The following is a 17,588-nucleotide window of genomic DNA, read 5'->3' on the forward strand; positions in this document are numbered from 1 at the left end:
TGAACTTGTTTGCTTGACGGTCAATCAGCGTCGCCCCTGCGCGGGGCGGCGGTCACTTTTCTTTGTCTTCCAAAGAAAAGTAACCAAAAGAAAGGCGCGTCCTTGGGCGGACGGCAAAGGTGGTTCTGCCCGGGTCCGCGTTCTCCAGTCAGGCCGTAGTTCAGCAGCGCGCGAATCCTCTCCCTCTGTCAGCAGCCAAACAAGAAGGGGACGTACATGAGTCTCATCGAAGTCAAGGTTCCGGATATCGGCGATTTCAGCGGCGTCGATGTCATCGAAGTCAACGTGAAGCCGGGCGACGTGATCGAAAAAGAGCAGACGCTCATCACGCTCGAATCGGACAAAGCCTCCATGGAAGTGCCCAGCGACGTCGCCGGCACGGTCAAGGAAGTCAAGGTCAAAGCCGGCGAGAAAGTCTCGCAAGGCACCGTGATCGCCATCGTCGAAGCAGCGGCAGGCGCAGCCGCGCCCGCGAAAGCAGCCGAACCCGCAAAGGCCGCAGGACCGGCTCCGGCCGCCGCGCCGGCCGCCGCTCCGCAAGCCGGCAGCTACAGCGGCTCCGCCGACATCGAATGCGACATGCTCGTGCTCGGCGCCGGCCCCGGCGGCTACTCGGCCGCGTTCCGCTCAGCCGACCTCGGCATGAAGACGGTGCTCGTCGAACGCTACTCGACGCTCGGCGGCGTCTGCCTGAACGTGGGCTGCATCCCGTCGAAGGCGCTGCTGCACACGGCGCTCGTCATCGACGAAGCCGCGGCGCTCGCGTCGCACGGCATCTCGTTCGGCAAGCCGGAAGTCGATCTCGACAAGCTGCGCGACTTCAAGGGCGGCGTCGTCAAGAAGCTGACGACGGGCCTCGCCGGCATGGCGAAGGCGCGCAAGGTCGAAGTGGTCACCGGCGTCGGCGCGTTCGTCGATCCGTATCACATGGAAGTGCAGGGCGAAAACGGCAAGAAGGTCGTCAAGTTCAAGCAGGCAATCATCGCCGCCGGCTCGCAGGCCGTGAAGCTGCCGTTCATGCCGGAAGACCCGCGCGTCGTCGATTCGACGGGCGCGCTCGAACTGCGCCAGCTGCCCAAGCGCATGCTCGTGATCGGCGGCGGCATCATCGGCCTCGAAATGGCGACGGTGTACGCGACGCTCGGCGCCGAGATCGACGTCGTCGAAATGATGGACGGCCTGATGATGGGCGCGGACCGCGATCTCGTGAAGGTCTGGGAAAAGTACAACGCGAAGCGCTTCGGCAACGTGATGCTGAAGACCAAGACGGTCGGCGCGGAAGCGAAGGAAGACGGCATCTACGTGAAGTTCGAGGGCGAGAAGGCGCCGGCGGAAGCGCAGCGCTACGACCTCGTGCTGGTGGCGGTGGGCCGCAGCCCGAACGGCAAGAAGATCGGTGCCGACAAGGCAGGCGTGGCCGTCACCGACCGCGGCTTCATCGACGTCGACAAGCAGATGCGCACGAACGTCCCGCACATCTTCGCGATCGGCGACGTCGTCGGCCAGCCGATGCTCGCGCACAAGGCCGTGCATGAAGGCCACGTCGCAGCGGAAGCCGCGCACGGCGAAAAGGCGTACTTCGACGCGCTGCAGATCCCGTCGGTGGCGTACACCGATCCGGAAGTGGCGTGGGCCGGCAAGACCGAAGACCAGTGCAAGGCCGAAGGCATCAAGTACGGCAAGGCCGTGTTCCCGTGGGCCGCATCGGGCCGCGCGATCGCGAACGGCCGCGACGAAGGCTTCACGAAGCTGATCTTCGACGAGGAAACCCATCGCGTGATCGGCGGCGGGATCGTCGGCCTGAACGCGGGCGACCTGATCAGCGAAGTGTGTCTGGCCGTCGAGATGGGCGCGGACGCGGAAGATATCGGCAAGACGATCCATCCGCACCCGACGCTCGGCGAATCGATCGGCATGGCCGCGGAACTGTACGAAGGCGTCTGTACGGACCTGCCGCCGCAACGCAAGAAGTAACGCGATCGGCACGGCCGGCCTCGCGCCGGCCACGAAAAACGCCGCCGCCCGGGATACCCGGACGGCGGCGTTTTCTTTTGCCCGCGGCCGACGGCAGTGCCTGGTCCGTGCCGCGCCATCGCGCCGGCGCCACCGGGATGCCGGGATGCCCGGATGTTCCGTCGCCGGAAACAAAAAAGCCGCGCAGTGCGCGGCTTTGTCAGGAGCAGGGGACGCTTACGCGGCCGGCTTGCTCGAACGGCGCGATGCAGCAGCGCTCGCAGCCTTCGTCGCGACAGCGGCAGCCGCGTTGAAGTTCGTTTCGGCGATCTCGACGGCTTGCTTGGCTGCCTTCTGAACCGTTTCGTACGTCGTGTTCGCAGCGTTCAGTGCCGACTTCAGTGCGGCGACAGCCGTTTCCGAACCGGCCGGAGCGTTCTTCGCGACGTTGTCGACGAGTGCCTGGACCTTCTTGTTCTGCTCTTCGAATTGCGCTTCGGCAACCTTCGCGAACTCGGCTTGCGTCGACGACGCGATTTCATACAGGTGACGGCTGTACGACAGCACCTTTTCCGCGACCGGCTGCGACAGGCTCGCTTGCAGCGCGATCAGTTCCTGTGCGTCCTTCACCGACAGCAGGCGCTGCGCGTTTTCCTGGCTTTCGGTCAGCGTCGACTTCACGACCTGCAGGTTGAGTTCGATCAGCTTTTCGACGCCTTCGAACGCCTTGGTCGTCAGACCGAACAGGCTTTCGAGGTTGGCTTTCTGTGCGGCGGCGATTTGCTCGGGGGTCAGCAAGGACATGTCAAGCTCCTGAAAAGCGATCACGTCGATCGCAGGGATAAAGGGCACTACGATGGGGAACCTCGGCGCCGCGTGCTTTGTGCAACGCAGCAATGAGTCATATTTTAGGGCAGAGAAAAGTCTTGTCAAGCACTTTTTGTGCATTGCACAATCACAACAAATTATCGATAAAACAACGGGTTATCGCGGCCGGTTCGGAATCGGTTTCAGACGTGTTCCCACATGGTGCGCACTTGGCCGGGGCAGGCGCGCCGCACCCTGATCATGCACAGGTAAACCTGACAGGCATGTGGAACGTTATGCTTCTGTTCCTGTCGAAAAGCGCGCCGTTTCGCGATGCGCATGCCGTGGCGACGTGCCGCCGCCGCGGTCAAGACCGGTGCCTGGTACACCGAACGCCGGATACGTACTTTCCCCGCTTTAATTCGTTGCCAAAGTGACGTTATCTCAATTAACCGCGTGGTAATTCGGGAGACGGGTACTGTCGGGCGGCGCATCCCATGAATTTTTTCGATGGGAGCGCGAGGGTTGATCGAGTCATCATTGGTCGACCCTTACATTCCGGTTTAACGACGATCGGTAAGTGCCTAATATTGCTCTTTTTTTCAGCTTTAACTACACTTGCGGAAACCCCGCCCGCTTTGTCCAGACCCCAATGAAAGCCGAATCGTTTTCACCGCGCAGATTGTTGCAGAGCATGACGCTCGGCACGGCTGTGTCGGTCGCCGTCGCCTTGCTGGCGACCGCCGCGTCCGTCGCGCCCGCTGACGCCTTTGCCGCCACTGCGAAGACCCACCAGGCCGCCAAGAAAGCCGCTTCCACTTCTTCGGAAAAGAAGCGGACGGTGAAGGCCGCCTCCGCGAAATCCGCCAACGTCGCGTCGGCCGATGCGCCGAAGGCATCGCGCAAGCGCGCGACGCTCGCGTCGAACGTGCACGGCCATCGCGGCGCGGTGCGCAAGGTCGCGTTCCAGCCGCGTCGCCCGACGGTCGGCCAGGCATTCGGCCTGCACGACACGCCGGACGCGCTCGCGCTGCGCTCGAGCGTCGCGTACGTCGTCGACCAGAACACCGGCGAGCCGCTGTTCGACAAGAATTCGCTCGCCGTCGTGCCGATCGCATCGATCTCGAAGCTGATGACGGCGATGGTCGTGCTCGACTCGAAGTCGCCGATGACCGACCAGATCGAAGTCACCGACGAAGACCGCGACTACGAGAAGGGCACGGGTTCGCGCCTGTCGGTCGGCTCGGTGCTGTCGCGCGAGGACATGCTGCACATCGCGCTGATGGCGTCGGAAAACCGCGCGGCCGCCGCGCTGTCGCGCTACTACCCGGGCGGCCGTCCGGCGTTCATCGCCGCGATGAACGCGAAGGCGAAGTCGCTGGGCATGAACGACACCCACTTCGAGAATTCGACGGGCCTGTCGAGCTCGAATGTGTCGAGCGCACGCGACCTCGTGAAGATGGTCAACGCGGCGTACCAGTACCCGATGATCCGGCAGTTCTCGACCGACCGCACGTACGACGTCAATACGGGCAAGCGCAACCTGGTCTACAACAGCACGAACGCGCTGATCCGCGGCAACGGCTCGTGGGACATCGGTCTGCAGAAGACGGGCTTCATCAACGAGGCGGGCGAATGCCTCGTGATGCAGGCGACGATCCATGGCCGGCCGATGGTGATGGTGCTGCTGGATTCGTTCGGCAAGTATTCGCGCTTCGCCGACGCGGCACGCCTGCGCAACTGGCTCGACGCCGGCGGCGGCGAGCGCCTGACGGCCGCCAACACGGCGAACGGCGGCACCTGAGCGCGCCACGGCGGTTCGCCGCCGTGCCGATCGCCGCAAAGAAAAAGCCCCGCGATGCGGGGCTTTTTTTCATCCGGCGCCATGCGGCGGGCGGCGCGGCTCACGCGTGCCGTTGCAGCCCTTCGGCATCCTTCGCGGGCGCGGGCCGGTAGCCGAGCGATTCCGAGATGGTCAGCGCGGTGCGGCTCAACTGGCCGAGCCACGCGTCCTGCAGGCGGTCGGCCGGGGCCGACAGCGACAGGCCCGCGACGAGCTTGCCCGAGTCGTCGTAGATGCCAGCCGCGATGCAGCGCACGCCCAGTTCCAGTTCCTCGTTGTCCCGCGCGCACGATTGCTGGCGCACGAGTGTCAGCTCGCGCTCGAGCTTCGCGATGTCGGTGATGCTGTTCTGCGTATGGCCGGACAGCCCGGTGCGCGTCGCATAGGCGCGCACGCGCGACGTTTCGTCGACCGCGAGAAACAGCTTGCCGACCGACGTCAGGTGCAGCGGCGCGCGGCCGCCGATCGCGCGGACGACCTGCATCCCCGAGCGCTCGGAATACGCGCGCTCGATATAGACGATTTCGTCGCCCTGACGCACCGACAGGTTCACGGTCTGGCCGGTCAGGCGATGCAATTCGCGCATCGGCATCAGCGCAGCGTCGCGTACCGACAGGCGCGCCTTCACGAGGTTGCCGAGTTCGAGCAGCCGCATGCCGAGCCGGTAGGTGCCGGGATCGGAGCGGTCGACGAGGCGGCAGGTCACCATGTCGTTGAGGATGCGGTGTGCGGTCGACGGATGCAGCTCCGTGCGCTGCGCAAGCTCTTTCAGGCTGACGGGATCGCTGTGCGCGGCGAGCGCGTCCAGCAGCCGCATCATGCGTTCGATCACCTGGATCGACGTTTTGGAATCCGGGGTGGGTTGGCTCATGTCGGGGGAGAATCGGTTGACGCGTCAAGCGGTGTTGCGTCGATTGTATCTCGTATCGTGAAAAAAGCGAACGCCGTTCGAGGAAGTCCTCGTTTCCGGCATCGCGCACTTGCGCGCGTGCCGGCGTTGGTCTTGCCGGCCAAACGGCGGATAATGAGAGCCGTTTTCTCGAAGGAGCGCGTATGCGAGTCGGTTTGTTCGTGACCTGCCTGGTCGACCTGATGCGTCCGGAAATCGGCTTTTCCGCGCTGAAACTGATTCGCGAAGCCGGCTACGAAGTGTTCGTGCCGCCCGCGCAAACCTGCTGCGGCCAGCCGGCCTACAACTCGGGCGACCGCGCGCTCGCACGGGATCTCGCCGAAAAGACGCTGCGCGAGTTCGAGCAGTTCGATTACGTCGTCGCGCCGTCGGGCTCGTGTGGCGGCATGATCCGCGCGCACTACGGCGACCTGTTCCGCGACGACCCCGAACTGATGGGGCGCTATGCGCGATTCCAGCAGAAAGTCTACGAACTGACCGATTTCCTCGCGAACGTCGCGAAGGTGACGCTCGCCCCCGGCGAATTCACGGGTCCCGTCACCTATCACGACTCATGCTCGGGCCTGCGCGAGCTCGGCGTGAAGGCGCAGCCGCGCGCGCTGCTCGCGCAGCGCGGCGTGGCCGTCACCGAGATGAAGGACTGCGAGCACTGCTGCGGCTTCGGCGGCACGTTCGCGGTCAAGTACGGCGACATTTCGGCGGCCATCGCGGACGAAAAGTGCGCGAACGTGCGCGCGTCCGGTGCGGGCGCCGTCGTGCTCGGCGATCTCGGCTGCATGCTGAACATCGAAGGGCGGTTGCGCCGCACGGGCGACCGCGACACCCGCGTGCTGCACGTCGCGCAGGTGCTGGCGGGCGACGTCTGACGCCCGGTTCCCGCTTACTTTTCCTCGATACCGCGATGCAAGTTCAATCGATGCATTTCAAGGCGCGCGCCGGCCAGAAGCTGGCCGACCAGCGCCTGCAGCAGAACCTGAAGAAGCTGTCGACGAAGTTCGTGTCCGCGCGCGCCGATGCGATGACCGCGATCGACTTCCAGGCGACGCGCGCCGCGCTGAAGGCGCGCCGCAACCGTGCGCTGGAGAACCTCGACGTGTGGCTCGAGGCGTTCGAGCGCGAGGCGACGCGGCGCGGCACGACGGTGCTGTTCGCGGAAACGACCGCGGACGCCGCGCGGCTCGTCGCCGACATCGCGCGGCGCCACGACGTGAAGAAGGTCATCAAGACGAAGTCGATGGTGTCCGAGGAAATGCGCCTGAACGCGGTGCTTGCCGAGATGGGCGTGCAGTCGATCGAGACGGACCTCGGTGAATACATCCTGCAGATCAACGACAACGAGCCGCCGAGCCACATCATCGCGCCCGTCGTGCACAAGGACAAGGACGAGATCGCCGATCTGTTCGCGCGCACGCACCACCGCGAGCGGCTGACCGAGATTCCGGACATGACGCGCGAGGCGCGCGAGGTGCTGCGCCCGCATTTCCTGTCGGCCGACATGGGCGTGACGGGCGGCAACTTCGTGATCGCCGAGACGGGGTCGGTTGCGCTCGTCACGAACGAAGGCAACGAAGGGATGTGCACGGTGATGCCGCGCGTGCATGTCGCGGTGACGGGCATCGAGAAGGTGCTGCCGACGCTCGAGGATCTCGCGACCGCGATGCGTCTGCTGCCGCGCTCGGCGACCGGCCAGAAGACCTCGAACTACTTCTCGGTGCTGACCGGGCCGCGCGGCCCCGGCGACGAGGACGGCCCGGAACACAACTACGTGGTGCTCGTCGACGGCGGCCGCACGGGCCTGATCGGCGGCGAATTCCAGGAGATGCTGCGCTGCATCCGCTGCGGCGCGTGCATGAACCATTGCCCGGTTTACCAGAAGGTCGGCGGGCACGCGTACGGATGGGTCTATCCGGGCCCGATGGGGTCGGTATTGACGCCGAGCTACGTCGGGATCGACCGTGCGCTCGACCTGCCGCAGGCCGCGACGCTGTGCGGCGAATGCGACAGCGTGTGCCCGGCCGGAATCCCGCTGTCGCACCTGCTGCGCACGCTGCGCGAGAAACAGGTCGAGCGGCACCTGCGGCCGTGGCGCGAGCGCGCCGCGCTCGCCGCGTGGGGCTTCGTCGCGCGCCGGCCGCTCCTTTACGCGCTGACGACCAAGCTCGCGGTACGGATCCTCGAGCGGCTGGGCGGCAACGGCGGCACGCTGCGGCGCCTGCCGATGATGGGTGGCTGGATGGACACGCGCGACATGCCGACGCCGACCGGCCGGACGTTCCGCGAACTGTACGCGGCCTCGCAGAGCCACCTGGGCTGACGACTGTTCATCGGGTGGCAACAGTGCGTTCGCTATTCATGTATTTATCTTGATAGGTGCGGTCTATAGAATCCTGCCTGTAGTCCCCGGAATCGGGTTTCGGGGCATGAGGTCAAGGAGCCGCATCATGAAAAAGACAATATCGATGTACTGGCCGCTGGCAATCGTCGTCCCGCTCGCGGCGGCCGCTTATCTGCACGCGATGGCCGACGCGCCGGCGCGTGGACCGATCGCCGTTCACCAGGCATCGGCGGAACTCGCGCGCGCGGTGTCGTTCGGTCTGGTCGACGACGCGGCGAAACCGCTGCCGGCCGCATCCGGCGACGTCGTGCTCGCCGCGCCCAAGGCGCTGTGAGGCACGCCGCCGTCGCTTCGCGCGGCGGCGCGATTCCGGGCGCCTTTGTATAATGGCGCGTTCTTCTCCCGCGCGGCTCGCCGCGGCTTTCCGATAGTGCGATGACCCGCGTTGCGATCTGTTTCGTCTGTCTCGGCAATATCTGCCGTTCGCCCACCGCAGAAGGCGTGATGCGCCACCAGGTGGACGCGGCCGGGCTGGCCGACCGGATCGAGGTCGATTCGGCCGGTACCGGCGACTGGCACGTCGGCGAGCCGCCCGACACGCGCGCGCAGGCGGCGGCCCGCATCCGCGGCTACGACCTGTCGGCGCTGCGCGCGCGGCAGGTGAGCGCGGCGGATTTCGAGCGGTTCGACCTGCTGCTGGCGATGGACGAAGCCAATCTCGCGGAATTGCGGCGGCGCTGCCCGCCCGGGCAGCGCGACAAGGTGCGCCTCCTGATGGAATTCGCGCCGGGCGCGGCCGAGACCGAAGTGGCCGATCCTTATTTCGGCGGCGCGCAGGGCTTCGAACAGGTGCTCGACCAGGTCGAGCGCGCGTGCGCGGGCCTGCTGGACACCCTCCGGAGCGGCGCCGCACGCTGATCGTGGCGGGGTATTCAGCGGTCTGCGAATACCCTGTCGAAGACATGGATACTTGACTAAAAACGTCAAATATTTATACTTGACCAAAATCGTCAAGATTGCAGTCCCCTAGACACCATGAGACTCACCACCAAAGGCCGTTTCGCCGTCACGGCGATGATTGACTTGGCACTGCGCCAGGAGCAGGGCCCGGTGACGCTTGCAGGCATCAGCCAGCGCCAGCGGATTTCGCTCTCGTATCTCGAACAGCTGTTCGGCAAGCTGCGCAGGCATGAAATCGTCGAATCCGTGCGCGGCCCGGGCGGCGGCTACAACCTCGCGCGTCGCGCGCAGGACGTCACCGTCGCCGACATCATCATCGCGGTCGATGAACCGCTCGACGCCACGCAGTGCGGCGGCAAAGGCACGTGCGACGGCTCGAAGCAGCCCGACGGCCATTGCATGACGCACGAGCTGTGGTCGACCCTGAACCAGAAAATGGTCGAATACCTCGATTCGGTATCGCTGCAGGATCTCGTCGATCAGCAGCGCGCACGCGAGGGCGCGCCCGCGGTGCTGCGCGACCGGCGCGCGCCGGAGCCCGCCGCGGCGCCGGCCGAACCGGTGCGCACGATGCCGCTCGGTCCCAATTCGGTGTTCAACATCGCGAGTTCGTGAGCGCGAACGCGCCGCACACCCCATAACGCACATAGTCCCTGCACAGAATACCCGGAGCGACAGATGACCCAAGAGACTCTCCACCTGCCCATCTACATGGATTACAGCGCGACGACGCCGGTCGACCCGCGCGTGGTCGACAAGATGGTGCCGTACCTGCGCGAGCAGTTCGGCAACCCGGCATCGCGCAGCCACGCGTACGGCTGGGATGCGGAACGCGCGGTCGAGGAAGCGCGCGAACAGGTGGCTGCGCTCGTGAACGCGGATCCGCGCGAGATCATCTGGACGTCCGGCGCAACGGAATCGGACAACCTCGCGATCAAGGGTGCCGCGAATTTCTACAAGGGCAAGGGCAAGCACATCGTCACGGTGAAGACCGAGCACAAGGCCGTGCTCGACACCTGCCGCGAGCTCGAGCGCGACGGCTTCGAAGTCACCTATCTCGACGTGAAGGAAGACGGCCTGATCGACCTCGACGTGTTCAAGGCCGCGCTGCGCCCGGACACGATCCTCGTATCCGTGATGCACGTGAACAACGAGATCGGCGTGATCCAGGACATCGAGACGATCGGCGAGATCTGCCGCGAGAAGGGCATCGTGTTCCACGTGGACGCCGCACAGTCGACCGGCAAGGTCGAGATCGACCTCGCGAAGCTGAAGGTCGACCTGATGTCGTTCTCGGCGCACAAGACCTACGGCCCGAAGGGCATCGGCGCGCTGTACGTGCGTCGCAAGCCGCGCGTGCGCATCGAAGCGCAGATGCACGGCGGCGGCCACGAGCGCGGGATGCGTTCGGGCACGCTGGCGACGCACCAGATCGTCGGCATGGGCGAAGCGTTCCGCATCGCGCGTGAAGAAATGGCGACCGAGAACGAGCGCATCCGCATGCTGCGCGACAAGCTGCTGCGCGGCCTGTCGCAGATCGAGGAAACGTACGTGAACGGCGACATGGAGCACCGTGTCCCGCACAACCTGAACATCAGCTTCAACTTCGTCGAAGGCGAGTCGCTGATCATGGCGATCAAGGACGTCGCGGTGTCGTCGGGCTCGGCTTGCACGTCGGCGTCGCTGGAGCCGTCGTACGTGCTGCGTGCACTCGGCCGCAACGACGAACTCGCGCACAGCTCGATCCGCTTCACGGTCGGCCGCTTCACGACGGAGCAGGACGTCGACTTCGTGATCAACCTGCTGAACAGCAAGATCGCGAAGCTGCGCGAACTGTCGCCGCTCTGGGAAATGCACCAGGAAGGCATCGATCTGTCGACGATCGAATGGGCCGCACACTGAACACCGCATTGAATACATTCGCGGGCGGATTTGCGCACGCAGACGTAACGAGTCAAGGAGTTTGAGTCATGTCATACAGCAACAAGGTTCTGGATCACTACGAAAACCCGCGTAACGTCGGTTCGTTCGCGAAAGACGACGACGCGGTCGGCACGGGCATGGTCGGCGCGCCGGCCTGCGGCGACGTGATGAAGCTGCAGATCCGCGTCGGCGCGGACGGCGTGATCGAAGACGCGAAGTTCAAGACGTACGGCTGCGGCTCGGCCATCGCGTCGAGCTCGCTCGTGACCGAGTGGGTGAAGGGCAAGACCCTCGACGAGGCACTGTCGATCAAGAACACGCAGATCGCCGAAGAGCTGGCCCTGCCGCCGGTGAAGATTCACTGCTCGATTCTCGCGGAAGACGCGATCAAGGCAGCCGTAGCCGACTACAAGAAGCGCCACGACACCAAGGAAGGCGATCAGGCAGCAGCCTGAGCGGCATCGAGCGGCTTGTGAAGGATCGCGGCGGGCCCGGGTGGCGCGCCGCGGCAAGGACATCATGGCAATTACACTGACCGAAAAAGCAGCACAGCACGTCCAGAAATACCTCGTCCGTCGCGGCAAGGGTGTGGGCCTGCGGCTTGGCGTTCGCACGACCGGGTGCTCGGGGCTCGCGTACAAGCTCGAGTATGTCGACGAGCTGGCTCCCGAGGATCAGGTGTTCGAGAGCCATGGCGTGAAGGTCGTCGTCGACCCGAAGAGCCTCGCGTACATCGACGGCACCGAGCTCGACTTCGCACGCGAAGGCCTGAACGAGGGGTTCAAGTTCAACAACCCGAACGTGAAGGACGAGTGCGGCTGCGGCGAATCGTTCCGCGTGTGACGCGGGTTTCCGCGCGATGCGGGCAAGAGGCGGCACGGGCCGCCTTTTTAATGTGCGGCATTTGCCGCGCGACGAACCGGAATTGAACGCGACGATGGTTTCGCTGAAAGACAGCCACTTCGATCTGTTTCACCTGCCGGCGCAATTCGCGCTCGACGAGACGGCGCTCGACAGCGCCTATCGCACGGTGCAGACGCAGGTGCACCCGGACCGCTTCGCGGCGGCCGGCGACGCGCAAAAGCGCATCGCGATGCAATGGGCGACCCGTGCGAACGAAGCCTACCGCACGCTGCGCGATCCGCTGAAGCGCGCGACCTATCTGCTGTCGCTGCGCGGCGTCGACATCGGTGCCGAAAACAACACCGCGATGGAGCCCGCGTTCCTGATGCAGCAGATGGAGTGGCGCGAAGGCATCGAGGATGCCGCGGCTGCCCGCAACGTCGACGCGCTCGATGCGCTGCTCGCCGAGCTGCGCGACGAAAAGCGCGTGCGCCTCGAGCGCCTCGGCACGCTGCTCGACAGCGCGGCCGACCAGGCCGCCGCCGAGGCCGTGCGCCAGCTGATGTTCATCGAACGGGTCGCGTCGGAAGTGGGCGCGCAGATCGAGCGCCTCGAAACTTAACCGCGTGCCTCGCGGCACGCGCAGCAAACGGGCCGAGCGCCCGAACGAACCAAGATGGCTTTACTGCAAATTTCCGAACCGGGCATGGCGCCGGCGCCGCACCAGCGGCGACTCGCTGTCGGGATCGATCTCGGCACGACGAACTCGCTCGTCGCGGCCGTGCGCAACAGCGTGCCCGAAGTGCTGCCGGACGAAGCGGGCCGCGCGCTGCTGCCGTCGGTGGTCCGTTATCTGGAGAAGGGCGGCCGCCGCATCGGTCACGAAGCGAAGGAGCAGGCCGCGACCGATCCGCGCAACACGATCGTGTCGGTCAAGCGCTTCATGGGCCGCGGCAAGGCCGAGGTCGAAGGCGCGGCGAACGCGCCGTACGAATTCGTCGATGCACCCGGCATGGTGCAGATCCGCACGATCGACGGCGTGAAGAGCCCGGTCGAAGTGTCGGCCGAGATTCTCGCGACGCTGCGTTACCGTGCGGAAGACACGCTCGGCGACGACCTGGTCGGCGCGGTGATCACGGTGCCCGCGTACTTCGACGACGCGCAGCGCCAGGCGACGAAGGACGCCGCGCGCCTCGCGGGCCTCAACGTGCTGCGCCTGCTGAACGAACCGACCGCGGCCGCGATCGCCTACGGTCTCGACAACGCGGCCGAAGGCCTCTACGCGGTGTACGACCTCGGCGGCGGCACGTTCGACCTGTCGATCCTGAAGCTGACGAAGGGCGTATTCGAAGTGCTGGCCGCGGGCGGCGATTCCGCACTCGGCGGCGACGATTTCGACCACGCGCTGTTCGGTCACGTACTTGCGCAGGCCGGCATCGACGCGAAGGCGCTCGCGCCCGAGGACGTGCGCCTGCTGCTCGATCGCGTGCGCGTGCTGAAGGAAGCGCTGTCGTCCGCGCCGCAGGCGTCGCTCGACGTGACGCTGTCGACCGGTGCACACCTCGTGCAGACGATCTCGCACGACACGTTCGCCGCGCTCGTCGAGCCGCTCGTGCAGCGTACGCTGACGCCGACCCGCAAGGCCCTGCGCGATGCGCAGGTGAGCCCGGCCGACATCAAGGGCGTCGTGCTGGTCGGCGGCGCGACGCGCATGCCGGTGATCCGCGAGGCGGTCGCGAAGTATTTCGGCCAGCCGCCGCTCGTCAACCTCGATCCGGATCAGGTCGTCGCGCTCGGCGCGGCGATCCAGGCCGACCTGCTCGCCGGCAATCGCGGCAGCGGCGACGACTGGCTGCTGCTCGACGTGATCCCGCTGTCGCTCGGCGTCGAGACGATGGGCGGTCTCGTCGAGAAGATCATTCCGCGCAATTCGACGATTCCGATCGCGCGTGCGCAGGAATTCACGACCTTCAAGGACGGCCAGACCGCGATGGCGATCCACGTCGTGCAGGGCGAGCGCGAGCTCGTCGCCGACTGCCGCTCGCTCGCGCGCTTCGAGCTGCGGGGCATCCCGCCGATGACGGCCGGTGCGGCGCGCATCCGCGTGACCTACCAGGTCGATGCGGACGGGCTGCTGTCGGTGTTCGCGCGCGAGCAGCATTCGGGCGTCGAGGCGTCGGTCGTCGTGAAGCCGTCGTACGGCCTCGCCGACGACGACATCGCGAAGATGCTCGAGGACAGCTTCAAGACCGCCGAGATCGACATGCGGGCGCGCGCGCTGCGCGAAGCGCAGGTCGAGGCCGAGCGGATGATCGAGGCGACGCAGGCGGCGCTGGCGGCCGACGGCGAATTGCTCGACGATGCCGAACGCACGCAGGTCGACGCGCTCGTCGCGGCGCTGCGCACGATCGCGCAGGGCGACGACACGGACGCGATCGAGACCGCGACCAAGACGCTGGCCGACGGCACCGACGAATTCGCGGCGCGCCGGATGGACAAGAGCATCAAGCGCGCACTGTCGGGCCGCCGCCTCGACGAGATCTGAACGAACGAACTGCACGCGGGCCGGCGACGGCCCGCGCGATATTGAACCGTGCGGCGCCAGCCGCCGCACCCTGACTGACGGAACGGACATGCCTCAACTGGTGGTGCTGCCTCACGTCGAACTGTGCCCGGACGGCGCAGTGATCGACGCGACGCCCGGCAAGAGTATTTGCGACAACCTGCTCGACCACGGCATCGAGATCGAGCATGCGTGCGAGAAGTCGTGCGCGTGCACGACCTGCCACGTGGTGATCCGCGAGGGCTTCAACGATCTCGAGCCGTCCGAGGAGGACGAAGACGACCTGCTCGACAAGGCATGGGGCCTCGAGCCGACATCGCGCCTGTCGTGCCAGGCGATCGTGAAGGAAGATTCGGACCTGGTGGTCGAGATCCCGAAGTACTCGATCAACCACGCGAAGGAAAATCACTGACGGATCGGCGGGGCGGACTCGCCACGTATACGGGAGAGCAGGCCATGAAATGGACCGATTCGCGCGAAATCGCCATCGCGCTGGCAGACAAGCATCCGGACGTCGATCCGCAGCGGGTCAATTTCGTCGACCTGCGCCAATGGGTCATCGAGCTGGACGGCTTCACCGACGACCCGGCGCACTCGGGCGAGAAGATCCTCGAAGCGATCCAGGCTCACTGGATCGACGAATCGGACTTCGACGACGAAGACTGAGGTTCGCGCCGACGCCCGCACCGCGTGGCGCCGGCAACGCTCCCGCAAAAAGGAAAAGGCTCGTGACGCGTCACGAGCCTTTTTCATTTCCGCGCGGCGCAAGAGCCGCGCGGCGATTCGTCGTGCTCGTCGTGCGTTATGCGCCGACCAGCGTGCCGTTCTCGATCCGCACACGCTGGCCCTGGCCGAACGGCGGCGGGTTGTGGTACGTGAACGTGCGCGTCGCGCCGCTTTCCATCTGGACCTGCACTTGGTAGTCGGTTTCCGCGCGTACCTGCTTCTCGACCTGGTTGCCGGCGAGACCGCCGCCGAGCGCGCCGATGATCGTCATCGCGGTGCGGCCGTTGCCGTGACCGAACTGGTTGCCGAGCAGGCCGCCGGCCGCTGCGCCGCCGACCGCGCCGATCCCCGAGCTCTGGCCCGGCGTGCGCGTCTGCGTGATCGCGACGACCGTGCCGCAGGTCTGGCAATAGGCCGGCTGCGCGGGTGCGGACGGCTGTTGTGCGTATTGCGGCGGTTGCGGTGCCGGCGTATGGCGGTGGTGCGTGGCTGCCGGGCGCGGCGCGGGCCGCGGCTCGGCTTGTGCCGCAGCTGCCTTCTCAGCAGCGGCTTTCTCGGCCGCAGCCTTCTGCGCGGCCTGTTCGGCTGCCTGCTGCTGCGCTTGCGCGGCGAGCGCGGCGCTGGCTGCCGCGGCCGTATCGACGGCCGGCTGCGACGCGATCAGCGCGGCCTGGGTCTGGCCGTTCTGCGCGTTGTTGCTGCTGGCCTTCGGGAAGATGCCCGTGATCGCGGCAGTGGCGGCGAGGCTGGCGACGATGACGGCGCCTGCGGCGGTCGCGATGAGCGGGTGCAGGCGTTGCTTTTGCGGCGTGGTTTGATTCTGGTTGTCCATTTTCTTCTCCGGTGTCGACCCGGTTTCGCACGTTGGCGCTGGCCGGATCCCACGCTCGGGAGCGAGCAGACTTGGCGTTCCGGCGCCTCGTTCTGGTCCCGTGGTCGTGCGTGGTGACGCAACAGGAGTGTCGTCCACGAGCGAGCGGCGCACCGTATCAAGGTGTAACGAATTGCAGCGCGGGATCGGCGTTTGCTACAGGGAAAACCCGGAGAAGGCCGTCGCGACGAGGGAATAAAACGGGGGAAGATCGGAAGCCGGCGAACGCCGGCAGGCGGGATTTACGCGTGGTTACAAAGCTGACGCGTGCGCGCCGCAGGGCGCGGCGCACACGCGGGCACGGCCGTCAGTCTTCGCGGCGCAGGTGCGGGAACAGCAGCACGTCGCGGATCGTCGGGCTGTCGGTCAGCAGCATCACGAGACGGTCGATGCCGATCCCGCAACCGCCCGTCGGCGGCATCCCGTGTTCGAGCGCGCGGATGTAGTCGGCGTCGAAGAACATCGCTTCCTCGTCGCCGGCATCCTTCTGCTCGACCTGCTTCTTGAAGCGCGCGGCCTGGTCTTCCGGATCGTTCAGCTCCGAGAAGCCGTTCGCGATCTCGCGGCCGGTCATGAACAGCTCGAAACGCTCGGTGATGCCCGGCACCGTGTCCGACGCGCGTGCGAGCGGCGACACTTCGACCGGGTAGTCGATGATGTAGGTCGGCTCCCACAGCTGCGATTCGGCGGTTTCCTCGAACAGCGCGAGCTGCAGCGCGCCGATGCCGGCGTTCAGGAAGGCCGGCTGCGACACGTCGACGCCGAGGCGCTTCAGTTCGGAACGCAGGAACGCGTCGTCCGACAGCTGGCCGTCGGTGTACTGCGGCGCGTACTTCTGGATCGCCTGCGTGATTGTCAGGCGGTGGAACGGCTTCGCGAGATCGAGCTCGCGGCCCTGGTACTGGATCGTCGCGGTGCCGAGCGCATCGATCGCCGCCTGGCGGATCAGCTGCTCGGTGAAGTCCATCAGCCAGCGGTAGTCGGTGTACGCGGCGTAGAACTCCATCATCGTGAATTCCGGGTTGTGGCGCGGCGACACGCCTTCATTCCGGAAGTTGCGGTTGATCTCGAACACGCGTTCGAAACCGCCGACGATCAGGCGCTTCAGGTACAGCTCCGGCGCGATGCGCAGGAACATCTGCATGTCGAGCGCGTTGTGGTGCGTGACGAACGGCTTGGCCGCGGCGCCGCCCGGGATCGGGTGCAGCATCGGCGTCTCGACTTCCATGAACTCGGCGTTGTCCATGAACTTGCGGATCGACGCGATGGTCTTGGTGCGCGCGCGGAACGTGTCGCGCGTTTCCGGCGTGACGATCAGGTCGACATAGCGCTGGCGATAGCGCATTTCCTGGTCGGCGAGGCCGTGGAACTTGTCCGGCAGCGGACGCAGCGCCTTCGACAGCAGACGCAATTCCTTGCACTGGACCGACAGCTCGCCCTTGTTGGTGCGGAACAGCACGCCGCGTGCGGCGACGATGTCGCCCAGGTCCCACTTCTTGAATGCGTCGTAGGTTTCCGCGCCGACGTCGTTCGGCGTCACGAAGAACTGGATCTGGCCTGAACCGTCCTGCACCGTCGCGAAGCTCGCCTTGCCCATCACGCGCTTGAGCATCATGCGGCCGGCGACCGACACCTCGACCGGGTTCGCTTCGAGCGCGGCCTTGTCCGAGTCGGCGAATTTCACCTGGAGATCGGCGGCGTGATGCGTCGGCCGGAAATCGTTCGGATAGGCGACGCCTTGCTCGCGCAGTGCGCGCAGCTTCTCGCGGCGCTCGGCGATGATCTGGTTTTCGTCCGCCGCGACGGCGGGCTGCGTTTGGGTCGGTTCGGTCATGATGGTCGGAATTCGGAGTG

General features: G+C 65.9%; 18 protein-coding genes. 14 read left to right on the forward strand and 4 right to left on the reverse strand.

Annotated elements, in window-relative coordinates; all coding sequences use genetic code 11:
* The first annotated feature begins 216 nt into the window (after positions 1-216).
* The gene (lpdA, locus tag PL79_RS17855) at positions 217-1,974 is read left to right on the forward strand and encodes a dihydrolipoyl dehydrogenase (protein ID WP_044848198.1); all 1,758 of its coding nucleotides are present in this window, start codon (positions 217-219) and stop codon (positions 1,972-1,974) included.
* A 216-nt stretch (positions 1,975-2,190) separates the two neighbouring features.
* Here the strand turns inward: lpdA and PL79_RS17860 are convergent, their stop codons facing one another.
* Positions 2,191-2,757, reverse strand: coding sequence for a phasin family protein (locus PL79_RS17860; RefSeq protein WP_044848197.1), 567 nt, complete (start codon positions 2,755-2,757; stop codon positions 2,191-2,193).
* A 655-nt stretch (positions 2,758-3,412) separates the two neighbouring features.
* Here PL79_RS17860 and pbpG point away from each other — a divergent pair.
* Positions 3,413-4,564, forward strand: coding sequence for a D-alanyl-D-alanine endopeptidase (pbpG, locus tag PL79_RS17865; RefSeq protein ID WP_044848196.1), 1,152 nt, complete (start codon positions 3,413-3,415; stop codon positions 4,562-4,564).
* A gap of 100 nt (positions 4,565-4,664) precedes the next feature.
* On the opposite strand, the gene PL79_RS17870 is transcribed toward pbpG, so the two are convergent.
* Entirely contained in the window at positions 4,665-5,474 is an 810-nt protein-coding gene (locus tag PL79_RS17870) for an IclR family transcriptional regulator (protein WP_014896621.1), read from the reverse strand.
* Between the two features lie 182 nt (positions 5,475-5,656).
* Between PL79_RS17870 and PL79_RS17875 the strand changes: the two genes are divergently transcribed.
* The 12 genes from PL79_RS17875 to iscX all read left to right on the forward strand — a co-directional run bounded on the left by PL79_RS17875 (position 5,657) and on the right by iscX (position 14,803).
* On the forward strand, positions 5,657-6,379 hold the full coding sequence (locus PL79_RS17875; protein ID WP_044848195.1) for a (Fe-S)-binding protein: 723 nt from the start codon (positions 5,657-5,659) through the stop codon (positions 6,377-6,379).
* A 35-nt stretch (positions 6,380-6,414) separates the two neighbouring features.
* Entirely contained in the window at positions 6,415-7,827 is a 1,413-nt protein-coding gene (locus PL79_RS17880) for a lactate utilization protein B (RefSeq protein ID WP_044848194.1), read from the forward strand.
* 127 nt (positions 7,828-7,954) lie between these two features.
* Positions 7,955-8,182: a hypothetical protein gene (locus PL79_RS17885; protein WP_044848193.1), complete on the forward strand. Its 228-nt coding sequence runs from the start codon at positions 7,955-7,957 to the stop codon at positions 8,180-8,182.
* A gap of 101 nt (positions 8,183-8,283) precedes the next feature.
* Positions 8,284-8,766, forward strand: a complete 483-nt coding sequence (locus PL79_RS17890) for a low molecular weight protein-tyrosine-phosphatase (RefSeq protein WP_044848192.1) — start codon at positions 8,284-8,286, stop codon at positions 8,764-8,766.
* A 117-nt stretch (positions 8,767-8,883) separates the two neighbouring features.
* A complete protein-coding gene (iscR, locus tag PL79_RS17895; RefSeq protein ID WP_006760276.1) occupies positions 8,884-9,423 on the forward strand; it encodes a Fe-S cluster assembly transcriptional regulator IscR in 540 nt (179 codons plus the stop codon).
* Between the two features lie 63 nt (positions 9,424-9,486).
* The gene (locus PL79_RS17900) at positions 9,487-10,710 is read left to right on the forward strand and encodes an IscS subfamily cysteine desulfurase (protein ID WP_044848191.1); all 1,224 of its coding nucleotides are present in this window, start codon (positions 9,487-9,489) and stop codon (positions 10,708-10,710) included.
* Between the two features lie 68 nt (positions 10,711-10,778).
* Positions 10,779-11,186 carry a Fe-S cluster assembly scaffold IscU gene (gene iscU / locus PL79_RS17905; protein ID WP_009691729.1) on the forward strand — a complete coding sequence of 136 codons (408 nt, stop codon included), beginning with the start codon at positions 10,779-10,781 and terminating at the stop codon, positions 11,184-11,186.
* 64 nt (positions 11,187-11,250) lie between these two features.
* Positions 11,251-11,574 (forward strand): iron-sulfur cluster assembly protein IscA, encoded by a 324-nt coding sequence (gene iscA / locus PL79_RS17910; protein WP_011885413.1) that lies wholly within the window; start codon positions 11,251-11,253, stop codon positions 11,572-11,574.
* 94 nt (positions 11,575-11,668) lie between these two features.
* Positions 11,669-12,196, forward strand: a complete 528-nt coding sequence (hscB, locus tag PL79_RS17915) for a Fe-S protein assembly co-chaperone HscB (protein ID WP_044848201.1) — start codon at positions 11,669-11,671, stop codon at positions 12,194-12,196.
* A gap of 54 nt (positions 12,197-12,250) precedes the next feature.
* The gene (hscA, locus tag PL79_RS17920; protein ID WP_044848190.1) at positions 12,251-14,119 is read left to right on the forward strand and encodes a Fe-S protein assembly chaperone HscA; all 1,869 of its coding nucleotides are present in this window, start codon (positions 12,251-12,253) and stop codon (positions 14,117-14,119) included.
* Between the two features lie 88 nt (positions 14,120-14,207).
* Entirely contained in the window at positions 14,208-14,549 is a 342-nt protein-coding gene (fdx, locus tag PL79_RS17925) for an ISC system 2Fe-2S type ferredoxin (RefSeq protein WP_044848189.1), read from the forward strand.
* Positions 14,550-14,593: 44 nt separating this feature from the next.
* Positions 14,594-14,803, forward strand: a complete 210-nt coding sequence (gene iscX / locus PL79_RS17930; protein ID WP_044848188.1) for a Fe-S cluster assembly protein IscX — start codon at positions 14,594-14,596, stop codon at positions 14,801-14,803.
* A gap of 136 nt (positions 14,804-14,939) precedes the next feature.
* On the opposite strand, the gene PL79_RS17935 is transcribed toward iscX, so the two are convergent.
* Positions 14,940-15,695 (reverse strand): glycine zipper 2TM domain-containing protein, encoded by a 756-nt coding sequence (locus tag PL79_RS17935; protein WP_044848187.1) that lies wholly within the window; start codon positions 15,693-15,695, stop codon positions 14,940-14,942.
* Between the two features lie 346 nt (positions 15,696-16,041).
* Positions 16,042-17,568 carry a lysine--tRNA ligase gene (lysS, locus tag PL79_RS17940; RefSeq protein WP_044848186.1) on the reverse strand — a complete coding sequence of 509 codons (1,527 nt, stop codon included), beginning with the start codon at positions 17,566-17,568 and terminating at the stop codon, positions 16,042-16,044.
* Positions 17,569-17,588 lie beyond the last annotated feature (20 nt).

This window comes from Burkholderia sp. USMB20, assembly GCF_000949135.2.
Lineage (GTDB): Bacteria > Pseudomonadota > Gammaproteobacteria > Burkholderiales > Burkholderiaceae > Burkholderia.

Excerpts from the sequence above, each read along its gene's own strand:
- PL79_RS17935 (WP_044848187.1), bottom strand. The coding sequence starts at position 15,695 with ATGGACAACCAGAATCAAACCACGCCGCAAAAGCAACGCCTGCACCCG.
- PL79_RS17860 (WP_044848197.1), bottom strand. The coding sequence starts at position 2,757 with ATGTCCTTGCTGACCCCCGAGCAAATCGCCGCCGCACAGAAAGCCAAC.
- hscA (WP_044848190.1), top strand. The coding sequence starts at position 12,251 with ATGGCTTTACTGCAAATTTCCGAACCGGGCATGGCGCCGGCGCCGCAC.
- lpdA (WP_044848198.1), top strand. The coding sequence starts at position 217 with ATGAGTCTCATCGAAGTCAAGGTTCCGGATATCGGCGATTTCAGCGGC.
- PL79_RS17885 (WP_044848193.1), top strand. The coding sequence starts at position 7,955 with ATGAAAAAGACAATATCGATGTACTGGCCGCTGGCAATCGTCGTCCCG.
- fdx (WP_044848189.1), top strand. The coding sequence starts at position 14,208 with ATGCCTCAACTGGTGGTGCTGCCTCACGTCGAACTGTGCCCGGACGGC.
- pbpG (WP_044848196.1), top strand. The coding sequence starts at position 3,413 with ATGAAAGCCGAATCGTTTTCACCGCGCAGATTGTTGCAGAGCATGACG.
- iscA (WP_011885413.1), top strand. The coding sequence starts at position 11,251 with ATGGCAATTACACTGACCGAAAAAGCAGCACAGCACGTCCAGAAATAC.
- iscU (WP_009691729.1), top strand. The coding sequence starts at position 10,779 with ATGTCATACAGCAACAAGGTTCTGGATCACTACGAAAACCCGCGTAAC.
- hscB (WP_044848201.1), top strand. The coding sequence starts at position 11,669 with ATGGTTTCGCTGAAAGACAGCCACTTCGATCTGTTTCACCTGCCGGCG.
- PL79_RS17870 (WP_014896621.1), bottom strand. The coding sequence starts at position 5,474 with ATGAGCCAACCCACCCCGGATTCCAAAACGTCGATCCAGGTGATCGAA.
- iscR (WP_006760276.1), top strand. The coding sequence starts at position 8,884 with ATGAGACTCACCACCAAAGGCCGTTTCGCCGTCACGGCGATGATTGAC.
- iscX (WP_044848188.1), top strand. The coding sequence starts at position 14,594 with ATGAAATGGACCGATTCGCGCGAAATCGCCATCGCGCTGGCAGACAAG.
- PL79_RS17875 (WP_044848195.1), top strand. The coding sequence starts at position 5,657 with ATGCGAGTCGGTTTGTTCGTGACCTGCCTGGTCGACCTGATGCGTCCG.
- PL79_RS17900 (WP_044848191.1), top strand. The coding sequence starts at position 9,487 with ATGACCCAAGAGACTCTCCACCTGCCCATCTACATGGATTACAGCGCG.
- PL79_RS17890 (WP_044848192.1), top strand. The coding sequence starts at position 8,284 with ATGACCCGCGTTGCGATCTGTTTCGTCTGTCTCGGCAATATCTGCCGT.
- PL79_RS17880 (WP_044848194.1), top strand. The coding sequence starts at position 6,415 with ATGCAAGTTCAATCGATGCATTTCAAGGCGCGCGCCGGCCAGAAGCTG.
- lysS (WP_044848186.1), bottom strand. The coding sequence starts at position 17,568 with ATGACCGAACCGACCCAAACGCAGCCCGCCGTCGCGGCGGACGAAAAC.